At 39.9% G+C, this 19,352-nt stretch carries 16 protein-coding genes, 1 riboswitch and 1 other annotated feature; of the genes, 4 read left to right on the top strand and 12 right to left on the bottom strand.

The window, feature by feature from the left end; all coding sequences use genetic code 11:
• Positions 1-54 precede the first annotated feature (54 nt).
• Positions 55-283 (bottom strand) — a binding site (T-box leader).
• A 79-nt stretch (positions 284-362) separates the two neighbouring features.
• Both G7058_RS09575 and G7058_RS09570 read right to left on the bottom strand, forming a co-directional pair.
• Entirely contained in the window at positions 363-1,382 is a 1,020-nt protein-coding gene (locus tag G7058_RS09575; RefSeq protein ID WP_166063333.1) for a LacI family DNA-binding transcriptional regulator, read from the bottom strand.
• Between the two features lie 99 nt (positions 1,383-1,481).
• Positions 1,482-3,758 carry a glycoside hydrolase family 65 protein gene (locus G7058_RS09570; RefSeq protein ID WP_166063332.1) on the bottom strand — a complete coding sequence of 759 codons (2,277 nt, stop codon included), beginning with the start codon at positions 3,756-3,758 and terminating at the stop codon, positions 1,482-1,484.
• 238 nt (positions 3,759-3,996) lie between these two features.
• On the opposite strand from G7058_RS09570, the gene G7058_RS09565 reads away from it, so the two are divergent.
• Positions 3,997-5,658 carry a PTS transporter subunit IIBC gene (locus tag G7058_RS09565; protein WP_166063331.1) on the top strand — a complete coding sequence of 554 codons (1,662 nt, stop codon included), beginning with the start codon at positions 3,997-3,999 and terminating at the stop codon, positions 5,656-5,658.
• A gap of 18 nt (positions 5,659-5,676) precedes the next feature.
• Positions 5,677-6,498, top strand: coding sequence for an endonuclease/exonuclease/phosphatase family protein (locus G7058_RS09560; protein WP_166063330.1), 822 nt, complete (start codon positions 5,677-5,679; stop codon positions 6,496-6,498).
• A gap of 192 nt (positions 6,499-6,690) precedes the next feature.
• On the opposite strand, the gene pepF is transcribed toward G7058_RS09560, so the two are convergent.
• The 6 genes from pepF to G7058_RS09530 form a co-directional block, all read right to left on the bottom strand.
• Entirely contained in the window at positions 6,691-8,505 is a 1,815-nt protein-coding gene (gene pepF / locus G7058_RS09555) for an oligoendopeptidase F (RefSeq protein WP_166063329.1), read from the bottom strand.
• Between the two features lie 67 nt (positions 8,506-8,572).
• A complete protein-coding gene (locus G7058_RS09550; RefSeq protein WP_166063328.1) occupies positions 8,573-8,869 on the bottom strand; it encodes an AEC family transporter in 297 nt (98 codons plus the stop codon).
• Positions 8,870-8,990: 121 nt separating this feature from the next.
• Complete coding sequence (locus G7058_RS09545; protein WP_227004395.1) at positions 8,991-9,932, bottom strand: IS3 family transposase; 942 nt, start codon at positions 9,930-9,932, stop codon at positions 8,991-8,993.
• Positions 9,839-10,549 (bottom strand): helix-turn-helix domain-containing protein, encoded by a 711-nt coding sequence (locus G7058_RS09540; RefSeq protein WP_166062311.1) that lies wholly within the window; start codon positions 10,547-10,549, stop codon positions 9,839-9,841. The genes G7058_RS09545 and G7058_RS09540 overlap by 94 nt, the downstream gene beginning before the upstream one ends.
• Before the next feature lie 34 nt (positions 10,550-10,583).
• Positions 10,584-11,207 (bottom strand): AEC family transporter, encoded by a 624-nt coding sequence (locus tag G7058_RS09535; RefSeq protein ID WP_166063327.1) that lies wholly within the window; start codon positions 11,205-11,207, stop codon positions 10,584-10,586.
• 4 nt (positions 11,208-11,211) lie between these two features.
• A complete protein-coding gene (locus G7058_RS09530) occupies positions 11,212-12,066 on the bottom strand; it encodes a pyridoxamine kinase (RefSeq protein ID WP_166063325.1) in 855 nt (284 codons plus the stop codon).
• A 151-nt stretch (positions 12,067-12,217) separates the two neighbouring features.
• Between G7058_RS09530 and G7058_RS09525 the strand changes: the two genes are divergently transcribed.
• Positions 12,218-12,697, top strand: coding sequence for an ECF transporter S component (locus tag G7058_RS09525; protein ID WP_166063324.1), 480 nt, complete (start codon positions 12,218-12,220; stop codon positions 12,695-12,697).
• A gap of 235 nt (positions 12,698-12,932) precedes the next feature.
• Here G7058_RS09525 and G7058_RS09520 read toward each other — a convergent pair whose 3' ends face one another.
• The 4 genes from G7058_RS09520 to G7058_RS09505 form a co-directional block, all read right to left on the bottom strand.
• Positions 12,933-13,652: a hypothetical protein gene (locus tag G7058_RS09520; protein ID WP_166063323.1), complete on the bottom strand. Its 720-nt coding sequence runs from the start codon at positions 13,650-13,652 to the stop codon at positions 12,933-12,935.
• Between the two features lie 292 nt (positions 13,653-13,944).
• Positions 13,945-15,291, bottom strand: coding sequence for a magnesium transporter (gene mgtE / locus G7058_RS09515; protein ID WP_166063322.1), 1,347 nt, complete (start codon positions 15,289-15,291; stop codon positions 13,945-13,947).
• A 177-nt stretch (positions 15,292-15,468) separates the two neighbouring features.
• Positions 15,469-15,637: riboswitch (M-box (ykoK) riboswitch) on the bottom strand.
• A gap of 49 nt (positions 15,638-15,686) precedes the next feature.
• Positions 15,687-16,319: a copper homeostasis protein CutC gene (locus G7058_RS09510; RefSeq protein WP_166063321.1), complete on the bottom strand. Its 633-nt coding sequence runs from the start codon at positions 16,317-16,319 to the stop codon at positions 15,687-15,689.
• Between the two features lie 99 nt (positions 16,320-16,418).
• Complete coding sequence (locus tag G7058_RS09505; protein ID WP_166063320.1) at positions 16,419-18,107, bottom strand: bifunctional diguanylate cyclase/phosphodiesterase; 1,689 nt, start codon at positions 18,105-18,107, stop codon at positions 16,419-16,421.
• A gap of 152 nt (positions 18,108-18,259) precedes the next feature.
• Between G7058_RS09505 and G7058_RS09500 the strand changes: the two genes are divergently transcribed.
• Positions 18,260-19,228: a tocopherol cyclase family protein gene (locus tag G7058_RS09500; protein WP_166063319.1), complete on the top strand. Its 969-nt coding sequence runs from the start codon at positions 18,260-18,262 to the stop codon at positions 19,226-19,228.
• Positions 19,229-19,352: the final 124 nt, after the last annotated feature.

The raw sequence follows: 19,352 nt of genomic DNA, 5'->3' as shown, positions 1-19,352 counted from the left end.
ATTGGTATCCCCTTTTTAGAAATTTAAGTACAAAAAAAACGCCCCTTGCTAATCGCAAGAGACGGGTTCATATATATAGGAAGTCCGCGGTACCACTCTAGTTGACATGCTCATGGCATATCCACCTCATTGTAATAACGCATGATCTGCGGAAGAAGCTACTTAGTTTCACATCTTCATCGATGGAGTGCGGTTCAACTGGTTTTTTATTGACAGGCTTCCACTCTACCCTGTCTCGCTGAAATAAAATAATCCAATTTACTCTCTTCATCATTGATTTTTTATTTATTCAATTTTTAGTGTTGAATGTATATTATATAATTCGAAATCGATTGTCAACAATTATTTTCAAATAAATTTCATTACGCGTTTTGATTCATCTTTTTAACTGTTTCACGTTCGACTACTTCATGAGGCACAATTACCTTTGACATCAACGTTTCCGGCTCCTGCAGATAATGAATAATGAGCATTGCTGCCTGCTTCGCTAATTCTTTTACATGAATATCAACAGTCGTCAAAAATGGATGTGACAACGTGGCGAAAACGGAATTATTAAAACTGATTAACGATATATCTTCCGGTACACGTAAGTGTTGTTGTTGTAAATATTCACGGACCTGCAATGCAAGACGATCGTCTGCAACAACTAAGCCTGTTGGTTTATTCTCCGTTATAAACGTTTGAAATCCTTCGAAATCTGCTGAAGTTTCAAACGATAATTCTGGAAAAACTTCTAAATCAGCTTCCAAAAGTGCGTCCCGATACCCTTCATAGCGTAACTTGTCCACTAATTGGGAAGGCGTTAATCCAATATAACCAATTTGGGTATGGCCATTTTGAAGTAACCATTCTGTCGCATTTTTCCCTGTTAAGCGGTTATCGTTATCGATATAGAGGGTCTCATTTTCATAAATATCCGGCTTCCCTACGAGGACATAAGGAATCTTTCCTTCATGCAAGAACTTCCGGATTGGATCGTTCGCTTCCGAATACAAGAGTATAAATCCATCAACTAATTTACGTTGATGCATCAACCGTACACTGTCTTTCAATTCATCTAGTGTTTTCCCGGTCGCAAGCGAAATCATATATTTTTTTTCATTGCAAACTACCCCTATCTCTTGAATCATTTCAAGAAATAAAGGGTTTTGCGCAGGGTTTCCCATAGTTGCTACTGGCAGAATTACCCCGATGGTACGCGTCGATTTATTGGCTAGGTTTTGAGCAGCAAAATTAGGTGTATAACCTAACTTCGCCATCGCTGCCCGCACTTTAATTTTAGTCGTTTCACTGATTAACGGACTGTCTTTTAGGGTCCGAGAAACCGTTGAAGTCGCGACTCCTGCTTCTTTTGCAACATCTTTTATCGTAACAGTCATAAGCTCTATCCTTAGTATTCGTTTTAGTACTATAAGATTACCATGTAAGCGTTCGAATGAGAAGTGCATCATTCGAACGCTTCTGAAAAATGACTGTTTTTATTTAGCTACTTTATTCAAAGGAACGTGAACAGAGTCTGTTAGTTCATGTGTCTCATTGTAAAGTGTCACAGTTAGAGTGTCACCCTTCACAAGGTCTAAACGAACGCCTTCTGCATCAACCGAAATTAAGATTAAACGGCCACGGTAGTTAATGTGGAATTCATAGTTATCCCAATCAGTCGGTAAGAATGGTGCAAAATGCAAGCCATTTTTAGCACGCATACCCGCAAATCCTTCTGCGATTGTCAACCAGCTACCTGTCATTGACGTAATGTGCAAGCCGTCTTCTGTATCGTTGTTGTAGTTATCCAAGTCAAGACGCGCTGTCCGTTTGTACATTTCAACAGCTTTTTCTTCTTTCCCTAATTCAGCTGCTAAAATCGCGTGAATACATGGAGATAGGCTTGATTCATGAACTGTCATTGGTTCGTAGAAATCAAAATTACGTTCTTTTTCTTCCAACGTGAATTCGTCACTGAACAAGTAAACCCCTTGTAGAACGTCCGCTTGTTTGATGAAGCATGAACGTAGAATTTTGTCCCATGACCAATGTTGATTCAACGGTAGGTCTGATGCCGGTACATCTTCAACTGGCATTAAGTCTTTATCTAAAAACGTATCGTGTTGAACGAATACACCTAATTCTTTGTCGTATGGGAAGTACATGCGGTCAACAATATCTTGCCATTTCGCTTTTTCGTCTTCTGTGATTTCTAAAGCAGCTTCGCGCGCTGGGAATTTTGCAATACTTTCTAATGTATAACGCAATACCCATGCAGCAATACGGTTTGTGTACCAGTTATTGTTTACGTTATTTTCGTATTCGTTTGGACCTGTTACGCCATGCATCATGTATGCTTGCTCGCGTTTTGAGAAGTGAACACGGTCTGCCCAGAAGCGACTGATTGCGCTTAAGACTTCCAACCCTTCATTTTCCAGGTAGCTTTCGTCACCTGTGTACGCTGAATAGTTATAAATGGCGTAAGCAATTGCACCGTTACGGTGAATTTCTTCAAACGTAATTTCCCACTCATTATGACACTCGACACCTGTGAAGGTAACCATTGGGTACAAAGCACCCTTCAAACCTTGTTGTTGTGCGTTGTGGAATGCACCCGGTAATTGGTTGTGACGGTATTTCAATAGGTTACGTGTTACTTGTGGATCTGTAACAGCCAAGTAGAACGGTACGCCGTACGCTTCTGTATCCCAGTAAGTTGCTCCGCCGTATTTCTCACCTGTGAATCCTTTTGGTCCAATGTTCAGACGCTCATCATCGCCATAGTATGTTGCGAATAATTGGAATAAGTTAAAACGAATCCCTTGTTGTGCTTCATCATCGCCACCGATTACGATATCCGCTAATTCCCAACGTTGCGCCCAAAGTTCCGCATGTGCTGCCAACAATTCTTCGAAAGAACGGTCGGAAACATTTGCGTTGTAAATTGCATTCGCTTCTTCAGCTAGTTGCTCTTTTTTATAATCACGGCTTGTTGTTAAGGTAATGTATTTTTCTAAAGTGATTGTGTTATCTTTATCTGCTGTTCCTTCAAATACCTGTGATACGAAGAAAGAATCTTTTGTATTCCCAGTATTTTCGAATCCCGTTGCATTGTGGTGCATCGCAGCTGCTACGCTAAATTGCTCGATACCGAAGTTATTTGGAATCGTCTCAACCACAAGTGTGTTGTCTGAATTTCCTACAAATTCCCAGAACATTTCATCGTAGTTGGAATCTTCGTTGCGAACGTCGCCGTCCAACGCGCTCTCTACCCGAATCGCTGTTTTTTCTGAAGCTGTCACTTCCATTTTGATTGCACATAATTCTTTTGTTTGGATACTTAGGAAACGCGTAAATTTAACAGAAACATCTTTTCCATTCTTTACAATTGTGAAGCTACGCTCTAATAATCCTTTTTGCATATCAAGTGATAAATCGAAATCCTTCAATTCATCAGTATACAAATCTACTTTTTCGCCATCTACATAAATGTGCATGTAGATATAGTTCAAAGCATTGATTACTTTTCCAAAATATTCAGGATAGCCGTTTTTCCACCAGCCAACACGTGTTTTGTCCGGGTACCATACGCCTGCCATATAGGTTCCTTGGTGATGATCGCCGGAATAAGCTTCTTCGAAGTTACCACGCATTCCCATATATCCGTTACCTAAGCTGGTTAAACTTTCTTGTAGACGACGGTTTTCTTTATCTAATTCAGTCGTTGCTACTTTCCATGGATGGATGCCAAAAATTTGTTGAGTCAAAATCATTTCCCCCTAATCTAAGAATTCTACTACAGTTTACGTGCAATCGGTTGCACTGTCAACTGTCATTTTGATTTAAAAAATAATTTACGGATTTGTAATTATTTTGGCGTGCAGAGAAGGTTTGTGGCAATCAAATTAATTCCAAAGAAAAACGCTTGCAAAATTTCACTTTATATTTTATACTACCAATCATGTGTAACGCAAACGGTTGCACCATTTGTATACGAGGGGAGTTTTTAGGATGAAAAAACTATTTTCATTCGAATTTTGGCAAAAATTCGGTAAAGCTTTAATGGTCGTTATCGCAGTTATGCCAGCTGCAGGTTTAATGATTAGTATTGGTAAAATGATCGGTATGTTTGCCGGTGATATGCAATTATTATTAACTACTGCTGGTGTTATTGAGGACTTAGGATGGGCAGTCATTGTTAACCTACATATTTTATTTGCAGTCGCAATCGGTGGTTCATGGGCTAAAGATCGTGCCGGCGGAGCATTTGCTGCTCTACTCGCTTTTATTCTTATCAACCGTACCACTGGTAAATTATTTAACGTAACAGGAGATATGCTTCTAACTGAAGGCGCTACTGCAAAAACGTTCTTTGGACAAGAAATATTAGTCGATGGTTACTTTACTTCAGTATTGGGCGCACCTGCGCTGAATATGGGAGTATTCGTTGGTATTATTGCCGGTTTTGTCGGAGCGGTTATATATAATAAATACTATAACTTCCGAAAATTACCAGATGCTCTTTCTTTCTTCAATGGTAAACGTTTTGTACCATTCGTAGTTATCGGATGGTCTGTTGTTATTTCTCTTGGTTTAGCAGTTATCTGGCCTGTTGTTCAAACAGGTATTAATAACTTTGGTATTTGGATTGCAGGATCTGCTGATACTGCTCCAATTTTAGCGCCATTTGTTTATGGTACGCTTGAGCGTCTGTTGTTACCATTTGGTCTCCACCACATGTTAACAATTCCGATGAACTACACGCCACTTGGTGGAACGTACACAATCATGACTGGTGCTGCAGCTGGTTCGCAAGTATTTGGTCAAGACCCACTTTGGTTGGCTTGGGCAAGTGACTTGGTTAACTTAAACAATGCGGGCGATGCTGGTGCATACGACACATTGCTAAACTCCGTCGTACCTGCTCGTTTCAAAGTTGGTCAAATGATTGGTGCAGCTGGTATCTTAATGGGACTTGCTTTCGCAATGTTCAAAAATGTCGATGCTGACAAACGTCCGAAATACAAATCAATGTTCCTATCTGCTTCTGTTGCTGTATTCCTAACAGGTGTTACAGAGCCGCTTGAATACATGTTCATGTTTGCTGCGCCTGCTCTATACGGTGTGTACGCGGTGCTTCAAGGTCTTGCATTTGCAATGGCTGACATCATTAGCCTACGTGTTCACTCATTCGGTGTGTTGGAATTTGCAACACGTATTCCAATGTCACTTAAAGCAGGTCTTTGGTTAGATGTTGTGAACTTCATTTGGATTACTGCTGCCTTTGCTGTAGCTATGTACTTCATTGCAAGTTTCATGATCAAACGCTTCAAATTCGCTACGCCAGGTCGTTTAGGTAACTACACTGACTTCGACGGTGAAGGTGAAACAACGACTGTAGCTGATGGCAGTACTTCAGATGCTACAACGGATGAAGCGCGTCTGGCATTAAACATTATTGAAGCTTTTGGTGGTAAAGAAAACATGACTGACGTGGATGCATGTATGACACGTCTACGTGTAACTGTTCTGGATGAAACAAAGGTTGCAGAAGATAAAGAATGGACAAAACTTGGTGCTAGCGGCGTAGTCCGTAAAGGTAAAGGAATCCAAGTTGTGTATGGTCCAAAAGCTGACGTCATTAAATCTGATATCATTGATATCATGCAATAACAATTAAAGGAGAGGCGTATGAAACTATTATCTTTAAACACACATAGTTGGGTTCAAACACAGGACCCTTCAGCATACGCTGCTTTGATAGCGGACATTATCGAAAGTGATTATGACGCTATTGCATTACAAGAAGTAAACCAGCTTTCTGTTAATGAAGCTGTTATTCAGCCACTTGGCTATGTTGCAACGCAGGCTGATATTCCCATCAAGGAAAATAACTTTGCCTACTTCTTAGTCAAAGCACTGGCTGAAAAAAATGTACATTACAATTGGTCATGGGTACCCTGCCATTTAGGCTATGATATTTATGATGAAGGTGTTGCAGTGCTGTGTAAACAGCCGATTCAATCGGTTCAGCACATTCAACTTTCTAATGAAAATGATTTTACCAGCATCCTTACCCGCTTCGCGATGGTCGTAGAAACAGCGACTGAAACGCTGGTTTCGATTCACCTCTCTTGGTGGAAGAACGAAGGCGAAAATCCATTCCTACAAGAGTGGAATCGTCTGGAAGAAGGACTCAGCAAACAAATGGAAAGTAAGCGCCCGATTTTTATTCTTGGAGATGTTAACAATCCGGCTGATGTTCGTGATGAAGGTTACGACTTTATCATTGATTCTAAATGGTTCGATGCTTATCAAGCTGCAGAAGTTAAAAGCGGTTCTGCTACGGTCCCACCCGCAATCGATGGCTGGGCAGATAACGAAGTGCCACTGCGCATTGACTATGTTTTCTCTAATCATGACTATGAAGTAGAGAAGTATGAAATCAAATTCGACGGTGATAACCTTCCTTTAGTATCTGATCATTACGGTGTAGCTGTCATATATAAATAAAACAGAGTGGGAAAAAAGGCGTTTAGCCCCGAATCACTGGAGTGAATAAGCAGAGGGTGGTCGTAGACCATCCGAGCATTATTCGCGAAGTGACGTCGGGGTTGCCTTTTTGAGCACGTTTACGAGGCAGTTGCTCGTATATATCAAAAAACCATTCAGCCCCTTAAAGTAGGGGCTGAATGGTTTTTTTGATTAATTCAATTCTTTTGTTAAAGCAATCATACGGTCGACAGAACGGTCTAGATACGCAATTGTATCTTTCAATGGTTTGTCAGTCGTAATATCAACACCTGCAATTGCAGCTGCTTCTGCTGGAATGTACGTGTCTCCTGTTTTCAGGAACTCTAACCAACGCTCAACGGCTGGCTGCCCTTCTTCTTTTACTTTCAAGAATGCTTGAGTCGCAATTGTTAGCCCTGCAGAATATGTATAAGGATAAAGTCCCATGTAGTAATGCGGTTGACGCATCCACGTCAATTCAGCACCCGGGTTAATTTCAACTGCATCTCCCCAGAATGTTTCCAGAACGTTACGTTTTAATTCACTCAATTTTTGTGCGTCAAAGCCGAGACCTGCATCTACCAATTTGTAGACTTCACGTTGGTAAGCGGCTTCCAATAAATGCGTTACAAAGTTATGGAAGTACGTATCCGACATCATTTTCGTTAAAGCAAAACGTTCCATACGTGGATCATCTGTTTTGCGCGTTAAGGAATCTGTTAGCAACAATTCATTGAATGTTGAAGGTCCTTCAATCAAATATAATGATGGGTTGTCGCCCACTACAGCATTATGGTCAGATGACATAATCCCTTGTCCTGCATGACCAAATTCATGAATAAGCGTATAAACGTTACTCAAGTGGTTCGTCCAAGACATTAAAATATACGGATGTGCTTTATTGGCAGATACAGATGTACAGAATCCGCCGGTTGACTTCCCTGTATTTTGAGCAAAATCTACCCAACGTTCCGGATAGGCGCGCATAATCATTTCCGTATATTCTTCCCCTAAAATAGAAACAGCATCTGCTACCATTTTTTGTGAATCTTCAATGGTTACTTTTGGTGAGTACTCAGGATCTAAGTCAATCTTCAAGTCTGCATACGTTACTTTGTCCAGACCTTGTACTTCTTTCAAATGCGTGATGTATTTACGCATAACAGGCGCTAAATCAGACATAATAACGTCGATTTGACGGTTATACAAATCTTGATCCACTTCTTGATTATAAAGTAAGTAATCGAAAATAGAATCAAAACCACGCATCGTAGCCAATGTTTTTTCTGTTTGTACCTTTGAATAGTACGCTTGTGCAATCACGTTTTCGTATTGCTTCAACACTTTAGAAAAAGCGTCAAACGCTGCACGACGAATCGCTGTATCCGTATGATACATATAGAAATCTTCGTAAAGGACAAAGCTCAGTGGATAATCTTCTCCATCAACTGTAAAAGTTCCAAAGTCCATATCCGCTAGTTTAGCTTGATCATAAATACTTTCGGGTGCATATAAGGTTGGTGAAAGTTGCGCCAATGCTTTTTCAACTTCCGGAGTCAATTGAATATGCTTATCGGCTTTTGTGTGACGAATAAAAGAAGCATAAAGCGGCTCTATTTCCACTACTGCATCTAGAATTTCTTCAGGGACTTGAGTCAATTCAGAATCAAAAAATGACAGTGTTGCCGAAACAGTTGCCATCTTGTTATCGAATTGGCCGGCCATTTGCGTATAGTCCGCATTGGTTAAGTCCGTCGCTGCCGGTAGATTCGCATAATGATAAAGAACAGACACTTGCGTTTGAATCGCTTCATAGGCTTTGATTGCTTCAACGATTACTTCCGCATTATTTAAAGCACCTGTAAATGTCTCCGCAAATTCTGCTACGTCAGCTTCCATTTTTGTTAGTGCTGTTTCATATTCAGCGCGGGTTGCGAAAAGGACTTCTAAATCCCACGTTAATTCTACTGGTACTTCTGAACGTTTTTTTAGTTCTTGTTTCTCCATCTTCTAATCTCCTTTAATTACTAATTGTACTTCTTTAATACAACTATCTTCATATTTTAACACAGCTCTAACCGAATAACAGGCTTAAAAGTGGAATTGTAAGGACAGATATAATGGTGGAAATAAAAACATAGCGCGTCGCCATTCCGGTATTTCCATCATATAAGGTCGCTAAAGTGACCGCCATCGCAGGTCCCGGCATACCCGCTATTGTAATGAGAACGCCAAGAATCAACGGGTTCGTAATAATCGGGCGTAAAACAAACCACATTGCGGCAGGAATAATGAGCATACGAAAGACTGCAAATGCCAACAACCGCATATCTTTAAATGCATCACCGATATTGATTCGTATCATCGACATTCCAATGATGAACATCGCGAGGGGCGAAGTAATATTGAACTGCCCCCTGTCAAGTAGACAGGTAAAAAACAAAGTATTTTAGACCATGCATGTAAAAATGTGTGGTCTTTTTTTGTAGCGTTTATGCAATCATTTGTAGAATCTTCTCTTCCGTAGGAATCGCTAATCCCATATCCAAAGTAACGCGTTCATTGTTGAAGAACGCGATGTATGCCTTGATTTTCCGGTCTAAGTACGCTGGTCTGTCAAACGTATCCAGGTTAAACATCTCCACCTTGAGGGTACCCCAAAAGCCTTCCATAGGGCCGTTGTCAATACATTTCGAGACGCGTGACATACTATGGATTATCTGGTGATCTTTAATCATCTTGTTAAAGGCATGGGAGGTGTACTGGGAACCGCGGTCGCTATGAATCAGTGTGGTTTCAGGCTTTACATCACCCAAAATCTGCTTTAGTGTATCCAGTACTAACGGGTTGTCATTGCGGTGACTGGTTTTATAAGCCACGATTTTCTTTGACCCGAGGTCATAAATAGCGCTCAGGTAACGTTTTGTCCCATTGGTCAACCGGAATTCCGTGACATCCGTCAATAACTTTTCCATGGGTCTTTCAGCGTGGAAATCACGGTTTAAGATGTTTTCAGCCACATGTGCGGCTTTGTGTGGCACGTAGTTCCTTCTTTTGCGACGGATGACGGCTGTGATCCCCATGATTCTCATGAGGCGGTGTACACACTTATGATTCACTTTCGCTCTTCTAAAAAAGTTGAGAAAGATGGTCATTCTTCGGTAGCCGTAAATCCCACCGAATGCCTCGTGGATTCCTTTGATCGCCCGCATCAGTTTCAGGCGTTTTAATTCTGTTTCTGAGGGTTCCCGTTTTAACCACTTATAGTAGCTGGATTTGGCGATACCCAGTATGTCACAAAGATGGATAACGGGATATTTATGCTTTAATTCTTCAATAGTTAAATATTCCACTTCTTGTCTAACCCCTGTGATTTGTGATTCCCAGCGATTTTTCGGCGCTTTTTTAACGCATCGTTCTCCATTTCTAGCCATTTATTCCGGGCTTTGAGTGTCTCTACTTCTGCGTTTAAACGTTCTTCCGTTGTTTGAATTTCCGTGGGCTTCCCGCGGCCCCGGTTGTCTTCCAGACCTATCGGTCCATGCTTTTTGTATTTATTCACCCAGGAATAAATGTTACTGTAACTTACATGGTTTTTCTCCGCTGCTTCCAGATAAGTCAGGCGATTGGCTATGTAATCTTCTACGATTTTTAATTTTTCTTCATATGATTTTTTAACACCCGTCATGTTGTACACCTCAGATTTCGGAGAATATGTCTCATTCTCTTTTCCTTCAGTATATCGAATTACCCATTTGTTTACCGTTGTTTTAGATGGAATGTTATATTTAGCGGCTAAGTATGAAAAGCCGTAACCCGTCTGTAGGTATTCAGCTACAATTTTCTGCTTGAATTCTTTCGAGTAACTGCGGTAATTCTTCTGGGAGCGGATCCCTTCCATGCCATGGTCCTGGTACCGATGGACATAATTCATAAAAGTGGTATCAGATAGTTTGAGATGGTGCTGATCAACAAGCGTTCGATAAGAAACACCCCTTAGGTGTAAATCAATTAAATGTAACAGTTCTGGATCGGTATGTTTTCTAGTCATAGAAAAAAACCCCCTTCAAAGTAGTTTGTTTTTTTCAGTGTCTACTTTGAAGGGAGCTTATCATATTCCCCAGACTCACCAATGTTTTCGAAAGTAAAGAAGGCAGCTGAATATCAAAGAGAAACAGCAAGAGTGCCAAAAAAGCCGATATAATAGCGGGATTTAGTAGCAATTTTCGTAAATCAATCGTCTGTTTCTTCTTCCCTCTGGAAATGAAATAAACACCTAACGAATACACGAGGATATTATTCGGAATATTGAAGATAGAAGCATAAAACAGCCCACTTGTTCCAAACAAGGCCAATACCACGGGTAATCCCATAAAGCCGTTATTCGCAAACACAGTCACAAATTGTAGAACGCCTATTTCATCCGGCTTTACTTTGAAAAGCTTCGGGATAAAAAACGCTAATAAGGTAAAAAATACATAGGAACTGCTCGCAACGAAAAGAACGATTAAACTGTCCCACTTCGATCCAGCCACTGCCCCACCATCCGTTGCTGACAAAATTAACGCCGGTACTGTAACATAATTAATTAAAGTCGCAAAATTCATTTCCGCATGGTCATCAAGCAATTTCATTCGTGCCACGCTATAACCGATTAGCATCACAAGCATCAAAAGCAGTAACTGTTCCACCACAACTAGGGGGTTCATTTATTTATCTCCCTTCATGAACGGATTGCATCAGAAATGGTAAATCTGTTTCAAATTGTACGCCAAACAGCGGGTCTGACTCACTATTGATGGTTCTTTGAATCACACGGTTGACATACGCTACGGCGATTGTTGTCGCCTCTTCTAATGTTTTTTTCTGAAATAAAAGACCTCCAACAGTACTAGAAAATAAATCACCCGTGCCATCAAAGTGCCCCTGATGCCATTTATCGAAACAATAGTTAATATCAGGGGAACCAGCATAATGACTGGCTGCTCCTAACTCTTCGTCATTAAAACGCACGCCTGTTAAAATAGTTGTGCGACTATTCAGAGCTGCAAGCTCCTTAATAATTTCTTCTACATATTCTTTTGTATACGGTCCACTTTTATAGGGACGATCCAGCAATAAACTCGCCTCGGTCATGTTCGGGATTATAACTGAAACCGCGCTACAGAGTTCGCGCATTTCACGAACGTAACCAGCATCAAAGCCCGTGTATAAAAAACCATGATCTCCCATTACTGGGTCCAAAATGGCGATACCGTCCGGCTTCAAAAAGTCTCGAATGATGCGCTTCACCAGAGCAATCTGTTCAGTCGAACCCAAATACCCGATTAAAACACCGTCATATTTGATACCCAAAGATTGCCAATGATTTAATATCTTTTTTATCTCATTTGTTAAATCAAGGTAAGTAAAATCTGAAAAACCGATCCCCGTATGCGTACTTAAAAGGGCTGTCGGTAAAATATTCACGGCATTATTTAAGCAGCTTAAAACGGGAACAGCGACGTTCGCTGAAATCCGGCAACTGGCGGATATATCTTGTATTACTAAAACACGCGGTTGGTGCATTACACATCCGCCTCCTTTTTAATCTATCTAGATTATTGTACCAAAAGAAAGCAAGTGATGTGGCATTAATATTACTTAGTGGGTAGGCTTCTCTAATTCGATATTCATTTTTAAGCAATCATGTATAATATGATGAAAAAGGAGTGTTCGAATGAAAAGAAATAAAACACACCAATTGGTTCTGTTCGCCATGTTCGCTTCATTAACAACGGTTATGACCCTACTCTTTCGCATTCCAATCCCGAGTGCACAAGGGTATGTAAATATAGGCGATACTATTTTGTTGTTGGCCGCTTTAATTTTAGGACCGGCCGCCGGTTTTTGGGCAGGTGCCATTGGTTCTGCTTTGGCAGATATGATTGCAGGTTATGCCATGTATATCCCCTTTACTTTTTTCGTAAAAGGACTAGAAGGTCTTTTTGCTGGAGTTCTATATAAAAAAACTGGAAAGATCTATTTTGCAGTATTTATACCCGCAATCTGGATGACAGCCGGCTATTTTCTGACGGATTGGTTCTTGTATGGATTAGCAGCAGCGTTCGCGGCCTCACCTATGAACCTCTTACAAGGTATCGTCGGTGCAGCCTTTGCTATTATTCTTTATAAAGTCTTAATGCCCATCTTAAAGTAACTAAATAGCTCACTCAAACTGATTTTTCAATCTGAGTGAGCCTTTTTGCGAAAAATAGCTCACTCAAAACGATTTTTCGATCTGAGTGAGCTATTTACGGTAAAAATCTATTATTATACCCTCCTTGGAACAAAAGGAAAAAACGTGAAAATAATGAATGACTTTCCCCCAGAAACTTATAAACCCTATACTATGAAAAAATCAGTACTGGGCGTTTTCCCCAGTACTGATTTTTTTATTCACTCAATTCCAATTCAGGGTTCTTTTCCAGTTCAACCACGCGTTTGCGGCGTAAGTAGAAATAGCCGATTAAAACAATTAACAATGAACCCAGTGCATCCACAATCAAATCTTCCATTGTGTCGCGCACTGCTTCTCGCCCTATAAGCATCTCACCCTCAAATGTTATAAATTTCTGCATATTTGTACCGAGAATACCGTCCGCCATAAATTCATATATTTCCCAAACTACGCCAGATGTCAATGCAAAGCAAAATGCGAAAAACGATACAAAGCCTGGACTCAAGCGTAAATTCAACTTCTCAATTCCCGTCATAAAATTAACCAACATGAAGCCGACTGCTCCCAGCATTCCTGCACTAAAAAAATGCAGAACAGCATCCCAATTTGGAAATAAGAAATAAAAATTCCGTACTTCCCCTAAATAAATAGCTAAAAATAAAAAGATTATATAAATAATTTCGATTACATTCGGAATATCAATTTCAAAGTGGTTTTCCACTCTTTGTGGTAAAAAAATAACGAGAGCGCCAAACGTACACTGTAAAATCATTAAGATATAATCACTCTTCATTCGCTCTCCCTCAATGCCGGTAGCTTCTTCAGGTGCTTGAAAGAACATGTAGACCGCAAAAATAATTGAAGCCACCAATAGTATAAATACAATTCCTAAAAGTAAATTCTTTCCTTTCGTTAAACGTCCTTCATTCTTCATATACTCCTCCTTCATACATTATTTTTGTGAACAAGCGACAATCCTACTATTATAAGCCAAAAAATTAAGAGAAGCGAATTTTATAAATCAGGCCGCCTGTCATTAACTATCTTAACTCCTTTATCCGCATTATAAAAGTACCTGATATTAAAAAGCAAAAGATATCCTTTTACGTTCCACCACAATCTAGAAATGTTGGTTTTCCTTGGTTTTTTAAGCTCTTTTTTAGCTCTCGAGCAAGCAAAAAAGGAGCGAAGGACTCTTATCCCTCTCTCCTTCTATATTTAGTATTCTATAATAAATGTAACAGGTGCGTTGCAATTGAAAAATAAATGATTAAGCCTAAAGCATCATTTATGGTTGTGATAAACGGACCTGAAGCAACAGCCGGGTCAAGCTTGAATTTATGGATGATAACCGGTATAACAGCTCCAACAACATTGGATAAACTTAGCGTTAGAAGCAACGATACGGCGATAATAATTCCTAAAATGGTATTACCATAAAATAAGGCTACAATTAAACCAAGAACGATTCCAGCAGCAGCTCCTATTATGGTCCCTACCAGAAATTCTTGCCAAATCGTTTTCCAGAATTCCTCACTAAACGGATTATCTCCGACTGATAATTTTCGAACAGCAACCGCAAGCGATTGTGTCCCCACATTTCCGGCTGAATCCATAATGATAGGAATAAATGCCGCCAACAAAACGACTTGATTTAATGTATCTTCAAACGAACTAATTAACGAAGCACTTATCATTCCTAAAAAGACCAATATAATAATCCAAGGCATCCGCACGCGGGCATCATTCCAGACACTTTCTTTAGCATTAGTGCTAGAGTCTGATTTACTAATTGCCGCAAATTCGTGGAAATCTTCTGTGACCTCTTCCGTTAATACGTCCATAACATCATCGACCGTGATAATTCCTTTCATTTTCCCAGCATCATCCAAAACTGGAATGGCAATTAAATCATATGCCTGCAGCATCTTTGCTGCCAACTCCTGGTCATTCGTAGTTGCCACCGACACTAGTTTTGTAACCATGATTTCTGTCAAAATCTTACTATCCGGATTTGTCATTAAATCACGCAACGACACAACTCCACATAGTTGCCCTTCGCCATTTAGAACATAGACATAATACACCATTTCAACTGTGAGTGCCGAAGCACGTAACCGCTCTGCGACATCTTTGACCGTTTCATTCATTGTCGCAATAACAAAACTCTTATTCATGATAGATCCAGCAGTCTCGGGATTAAAGGTCATAACTTCCTTGATTTGGCAGCGTAAATCTTCTTCTTGTAAGTGGAGTAATTCTTCTGCTTGTTCCTCCTCCAGAATGGATAGAAACTTAACAATGGTATCTGTTTCCATATAAGGCAGTAAGCCCGCTACATAATCTCGGGAAAATACCTCATAAACTTCTTTTTGTCCCTCAGTGTCCATCCATTTAAATAGATCTGAAAACTCAGCAGGTGTTAAAAAGCCTTCGATTTTCTCTTTGTTTTTCGGATACAAAGCGTGGTATAGCTCCTCTTGGTCCTTCAAGTGAAGCTTGAAGAAGCTGGAGCGGAACGCTTGGCGGTTGTTGTTTTTAGCAGCTTGGAAAATGTTTTCGTAGTTTTTCATGATTAGTAATCCCTCTCAAATAGGGGGCAATGTCCCCCTCAGTTATATTGTTTACCATTTTTTTATTGCACCTGGGCTTCGGGTCCATTACAACCACCTCCTGAAAGTTCATCTAAACAAAAAAAGCATGCTCCCAAAGAGCATGCAAAAATACAACATATGTGTACAGTAAAAGAATTCGCACCTCTTCGTCGAGTTTTAGCTCTGTACAGCATAGGGATTGTGAATCCCAGCTACGTTAAGAATTCCCTTAATTCGGAAATTCCTGTTGACCCATTGGCGTCTTTCGACGTTTCTGGGCAGCAGCATATCTCTAGTACAGTAACCTCACCTAACAAGGCTATTAAGTTTTTGTCTTAAACAGTTTAACATACTTAATTAAGCATGTCTAAGTTTTATACAATTCGAGTGCCGTGGACTTCCACAGCATCGATATGCGTCAACAATTCGTCTAAGTTGTTTTTCGTCAGTCCGCCGCCTGGCATGATTGTCATATCGGGGCTAATTTTCATCAGTTCAGCAATATTTTCAATGTTTTCAAAAATCGTTTTTTCAGCAGGTCCGCCGTGCGTTAAAATTCGTATGAATCCGTGCTCTTGCAGCCATAATAATGACTCTCTCTGTAAGTCTTTTGGTATGAGATCAAAAGCCATATGGAACACTAAAGTCATGTGTTTATTCTTTGCCAAAGTTGCGATTTCTTCCAAAAATGGTTTGTCCAATTCATTTTCGGCCGTCAAAGCACCTACTGCAATACCTTCTGGACGCAATTTGCTAATTTCTTCCAAGTCATGGATCATCATTGCTTTCTCCATAATCGAATAGACAAAATCTCCACCACGCGGTCTCAGCATAACGATAACGGATACATCATTATCATAGCAATATTCCGTTGAAACTTTTATTACCCCTAAACTTGGCGTTGTTCCGCCGACAGATAAGTTATCACAGAGTTCAATCCGTTTTGCTCCCCGATTAATTACTGCAGGTACATCTGTAAAATTTTCTACACATGCTTCTTTCAGCATCTTTCATCACCTCACATTAACTATAACCTTTTATTCTGCTGACTTCCATTCCCAGATAGTTTTATTTACAAAAATTAAAAAGCGCGAATACGGGTGATTTTATTTCCCCATATCAGCGCTTTTATTACTAAAATCCATTAAAAATTTCTCTGCCACTGATCGTTTCAGCGGTTGGCTAAAGTAGTAGCCTTGAATGCGTCGGCAGCCTAATCCAACGAGTGTATCCAGTTCTTCTTTTGTTTCGACACCTTCCGCAATCACATCAAAGTCTTTGTAATCTCTGAGTTTGAGGATACTCTCAATGAAAAGACGCCGCTTTTTATCTTTGATATGTTCGACTAATGATTTGTCCAGTTTTAGCGTAGTGATTTCAAATTCAAATAAGAAGTTGAAGTTTGAATACCCCATCCCAAAATCGTCAAGAGCAATTTTGAATCCATCTGCCAACAAATCATTAATAATCGTTATATTCTTGGCATTGGAATTCATGACCGTTCGTTCCGTAATCTCTACTTTTATTTTTTCTGGCGGAACGTCGTACTTTACGCACGTCTCCAGCAATCTCTCTCTAAAATCCTTTTGGAACAATTCAACCGGCGAAACATTAATCGAGAGTGTACCAAATTCCAGTCCTAGATCGATCCAACTGCGGGCAGTTTTTATAGTCTCTTGCAACAACCAGCGTCCAGTTTTCACGATATATCCTTTTTCTTCAGCAACAGGAATAAATTCAGCTGGTGAAACAAAGTCCAATCTTTTATTATTCCAACGCAACAGGACTTCAAATCCAGTGATTATATTATCTACAACGTTTAATTGTGGTTGATAAACAAGGTAGAATTCGTCGTTGTTCAAGGCATTAGCCAGTTCGCTTTCAATCTGCATCCCGCGATTAAACGTCTCCATCAATTCCGTATCAAAAAAACTGGCACGGTTACTGCCCTGCTCTTTAGAATGAGAAATTGCAAAGTCGGATTGTCTAATGAGTTCAATCGCATCTTTATCCGCATCCGGAAATAATGTCATACCAATGCTGACATTCAAATAAACGGGCAGCCCTTCAACAATCAGCGGCGCTTCCAACATTTTAATAATCTTTTTGCCGAGATTCTTAATTTCGTCATTACTGGTTACGTTGTCAATAAGCAGCATAAATTTATCATTCGGGAACCGCGATACTTCGTCCTTTCCACTTGTAAAGTTCAGTAAAATGCGACTCATCTGATATAAGACGATACTCCCAAACTTGAAGCCGTAGTGATTGATAAGAGAATGTAAATTGTCGATTTCGAGATACAACAAGGCTCCTATGCTATTCTCTTTCTGCTTATTCTGAATGGCATTTCCCAACTTCCGCGTCAGGTACTTTGCATCGACAAGGTTGGTTGTATAATCATTCCCTTTAAGCATCTTGTTTGCAGATACATCGTAAATAAGACCCGCTAATTTGTTCGACTCCATAATGGTGCCTTTACAAAATACCCAGTGCATTTTATCTTTGCTATCAAGGACTCTAAAGGTACTTTGGAACACTTCTTCTTTTCCATTTAAATAATTATTTAAGTCTTGAAGAGCTATTTCCAAATCTTTAGGAAACACATAACGCTCCAAAAAATCAGGTAGTGAATGAATCCCTTGTAACCGGTATCCTGATATGTGTTCAATCAATTCAAACGTACCTGTGTCCATATGCCAGGAAAACATTCCGATATCACCGGCTGCGACAACATTTTCTATAATGTCGTGTGCCTCATGTTCATCCATACTACCCTTCTTGTCGAATAACATTTTTTCATCTCCTCACGATATCCGAGAAAGCTATCATCGTAGATGATTATATCATATAGCGATACTTTTCCCTTCCGTAAACCATCTTGTTTAATAAAGCGACGCGTACTAGGGTATAGTAATAAAAAGACGAATTGGGTGTGATAGGCGCTATGAGAAAAGACAGAAACCTTTTTCAAGGGAATTTGAATAAAAAGAACTACTTCGAGGGTTGGTATTATAAACAAGTGAGTACCAATGGGAAAACAGCTATTAGTTTTATTCCTGGTATCAGTTTACATGCTAGTGATCCTCATTGTTTTGTTCAATATATTATCGTTGATGAGACGCTAGAAAATGATATTGCAACGGGGTATGTGCGTTTTCCAGTTGAGTCATTTGTTTGGAATGACGAGCCTTTCGCCGTAAAAATAGAAGATAACTTTTTCTCGGAATCGTTGGTTTCCGTTCATTTAGAAAGTGCTACTGACATAATAAGCGGTAATTTGAAATTAGGCCCACTCACTCCGATTGAATCGACAGTATTGCGTCCTACCATTATGGGACCTTTCGCCTATATTCCTAAAATGGAATGCTACCATGGTGTTACGAGCATGAATCATTATCTAGACGGCAGTCTGGAAATAAACGGTCGCATCGTTGCCTTCTCCAATGGGAAAGGTTATATCGAAAAAGATTGGGGAACGAAATTCCCTAAAAACTATGTATGGCTCCAAAGTAATCACTTTGAGGAACCGGACACCAGCCTCTTCTTTTCTATGGCTTACATTCCTTTTTACGTGCGTGACTTTTTGGGTTTCATTTCCAATATTCAATTGAATGGCAAAGAATACCGTTTTGCTACTTACAACAACAGTAAAATAAAACTATCGCTACCGTCTAATGATACCATTTTGGTGACGATGGAAAATAGTAAAGCCAAAGTTAAGATTTTCGGAAAGGCCGAGCATATGGGTAATTTGCAAGCACCCGTTCTAAGCGGCATGGATAAGACGATTAAAGAAGGCGTATCAGGCACCATCGAGTTGGAACTGTGGGATAAAGAAAATAACACTCACTATCATGGTACTGGATCCATGGCTGGCATCGAGATTGTAGACGCTGAAGATTTAGTTATGTAATTTTGGATGAGATAGATGATGTTTAGTAAAATTACTGATTCTGGACTAAGCTGCTTGCGCACTCAAATCCATTTTTACGTTTGAGGGCGCGGAATCTTGCTGAAACTGCGCACTCAAATCTATT

The sequence above is a fragment of the Jeotgalibaca porci genome (assembly GCF_011299095.1).
Taxonomy (GTDB): domain Bacteria; phylum Bacillota; class Bacilli; order Lactobacillales; family Aerococcaceae; genus Jeotgalibaca; species Jeotgalibaca porci.
This window is presented reverse-complemented; position numbering and strand designations above follow the sequence as displayed.

Coding starts and splice junctions, on each gene's coding strand:
- G7058_RS09575 (WP_166063333.1), bottom strand. CDS start 1,382: ATGACTGTTACGATAAAAGATGTTGCAAAAGAAGCAGGAGTCGCGACT.
- G7058_RS09570 (WP_166063332.1), bottom strand. CDS start 3,758: ATGATTTTGACTCAACAAATTTTTGGCATCCATCCATGGAAAGTAGCA.
- G7058_RS09565 (WP_166063331.1), top strand. CDS start 3,997: ATGAAAAAACTATTTTCATTCGAATTTTGGCAAAAATTCGGTAAAGCT.
- G7058_RS09560 (WP_166063330.1), top strand. CDS start 5,677: ATGAAACTATTATCTTTAAACACACATAGTTGGGTTCAAACACAGGAC.
- pepF (WP_166063329.1), bottom strand. CDS start 8,505: ATGGAGAAACAAGAACTAAAAAAACGTTCAGAAGTACCAGTAGAATTA.
- G7058_RS09550 (WP_166063328.1), bottom strand. CDS start 8,869: ATGTCGATGATACGAATCAATATCGGTGATGCATTTAAAGATATGCGG.
- G7058_RS09545 (WP_227004395.1), bottom strand. CDS start 9,932: ATGGCTAGAAATGGAGAACGATGCGTTAAAAAAGCGCCGAAAAATCGC.
- G7058_RS09540 (WP_166062311.1), bottom strand. CDS start 10,549: ATGACTAGAAAACATACCGATCCAGAACTGTTACATTTAATTGATTTA.
- G7058_RS09535 (WP_166063327.1), bottom strand. CDS start 11,207: ATGAACCCCCTAGTTGTGGTGGAACAGTTACTGCTTTTGATGCTTGTG.
- G7058_RS09530 (WP_166063325.1), bottom strand. CDS start 12,066: ATGCACCAACCGCGTGTTTTAGTAATACAAGATATATCCGCCAGTTGC.
- G7058_RS09525 (WP_166063324.1), top strand. CDS start 12,218: ATGAAAAGAAATAAAACACACCAATTGGTTCTGTTCGCCATGTTCGCT.
- G7058_RS09520 (WP_166063323.1), bottom strand. CDS start 13,652: ATGAAGAATGAAGGACGTTTAACGAAAGGAAAGAATTTACTTTTAGGA.
- mgtE (WP_166063322.1), bottom strand. CDS start 15,291: ATGAAAAACTACGAAAACATTTTCCAAGCTGCTAAAAACAACAACCGC.
- G7058_RS09510 (WP_166063321.1), bottom strand. CDS start 16,319: ATGCTGAAAGAAGCATGTGTAGAAAATTTTACAGATGTACCTGCAGTA.
- G7058_RS09505 (WP_166063320.1), bottom strand. CDS start 18,107: ATGTTATTCGACAAGAAGGGTAGTATGGATGAACATGAGGCACACGAC.
- G7058_RS09500 (WP_166063319.1), top strand. CDS start 18,260: ATGAGAAAAGACAGAAACCTTTTTCAAGGGAATTTGAATAAAAAGAAC.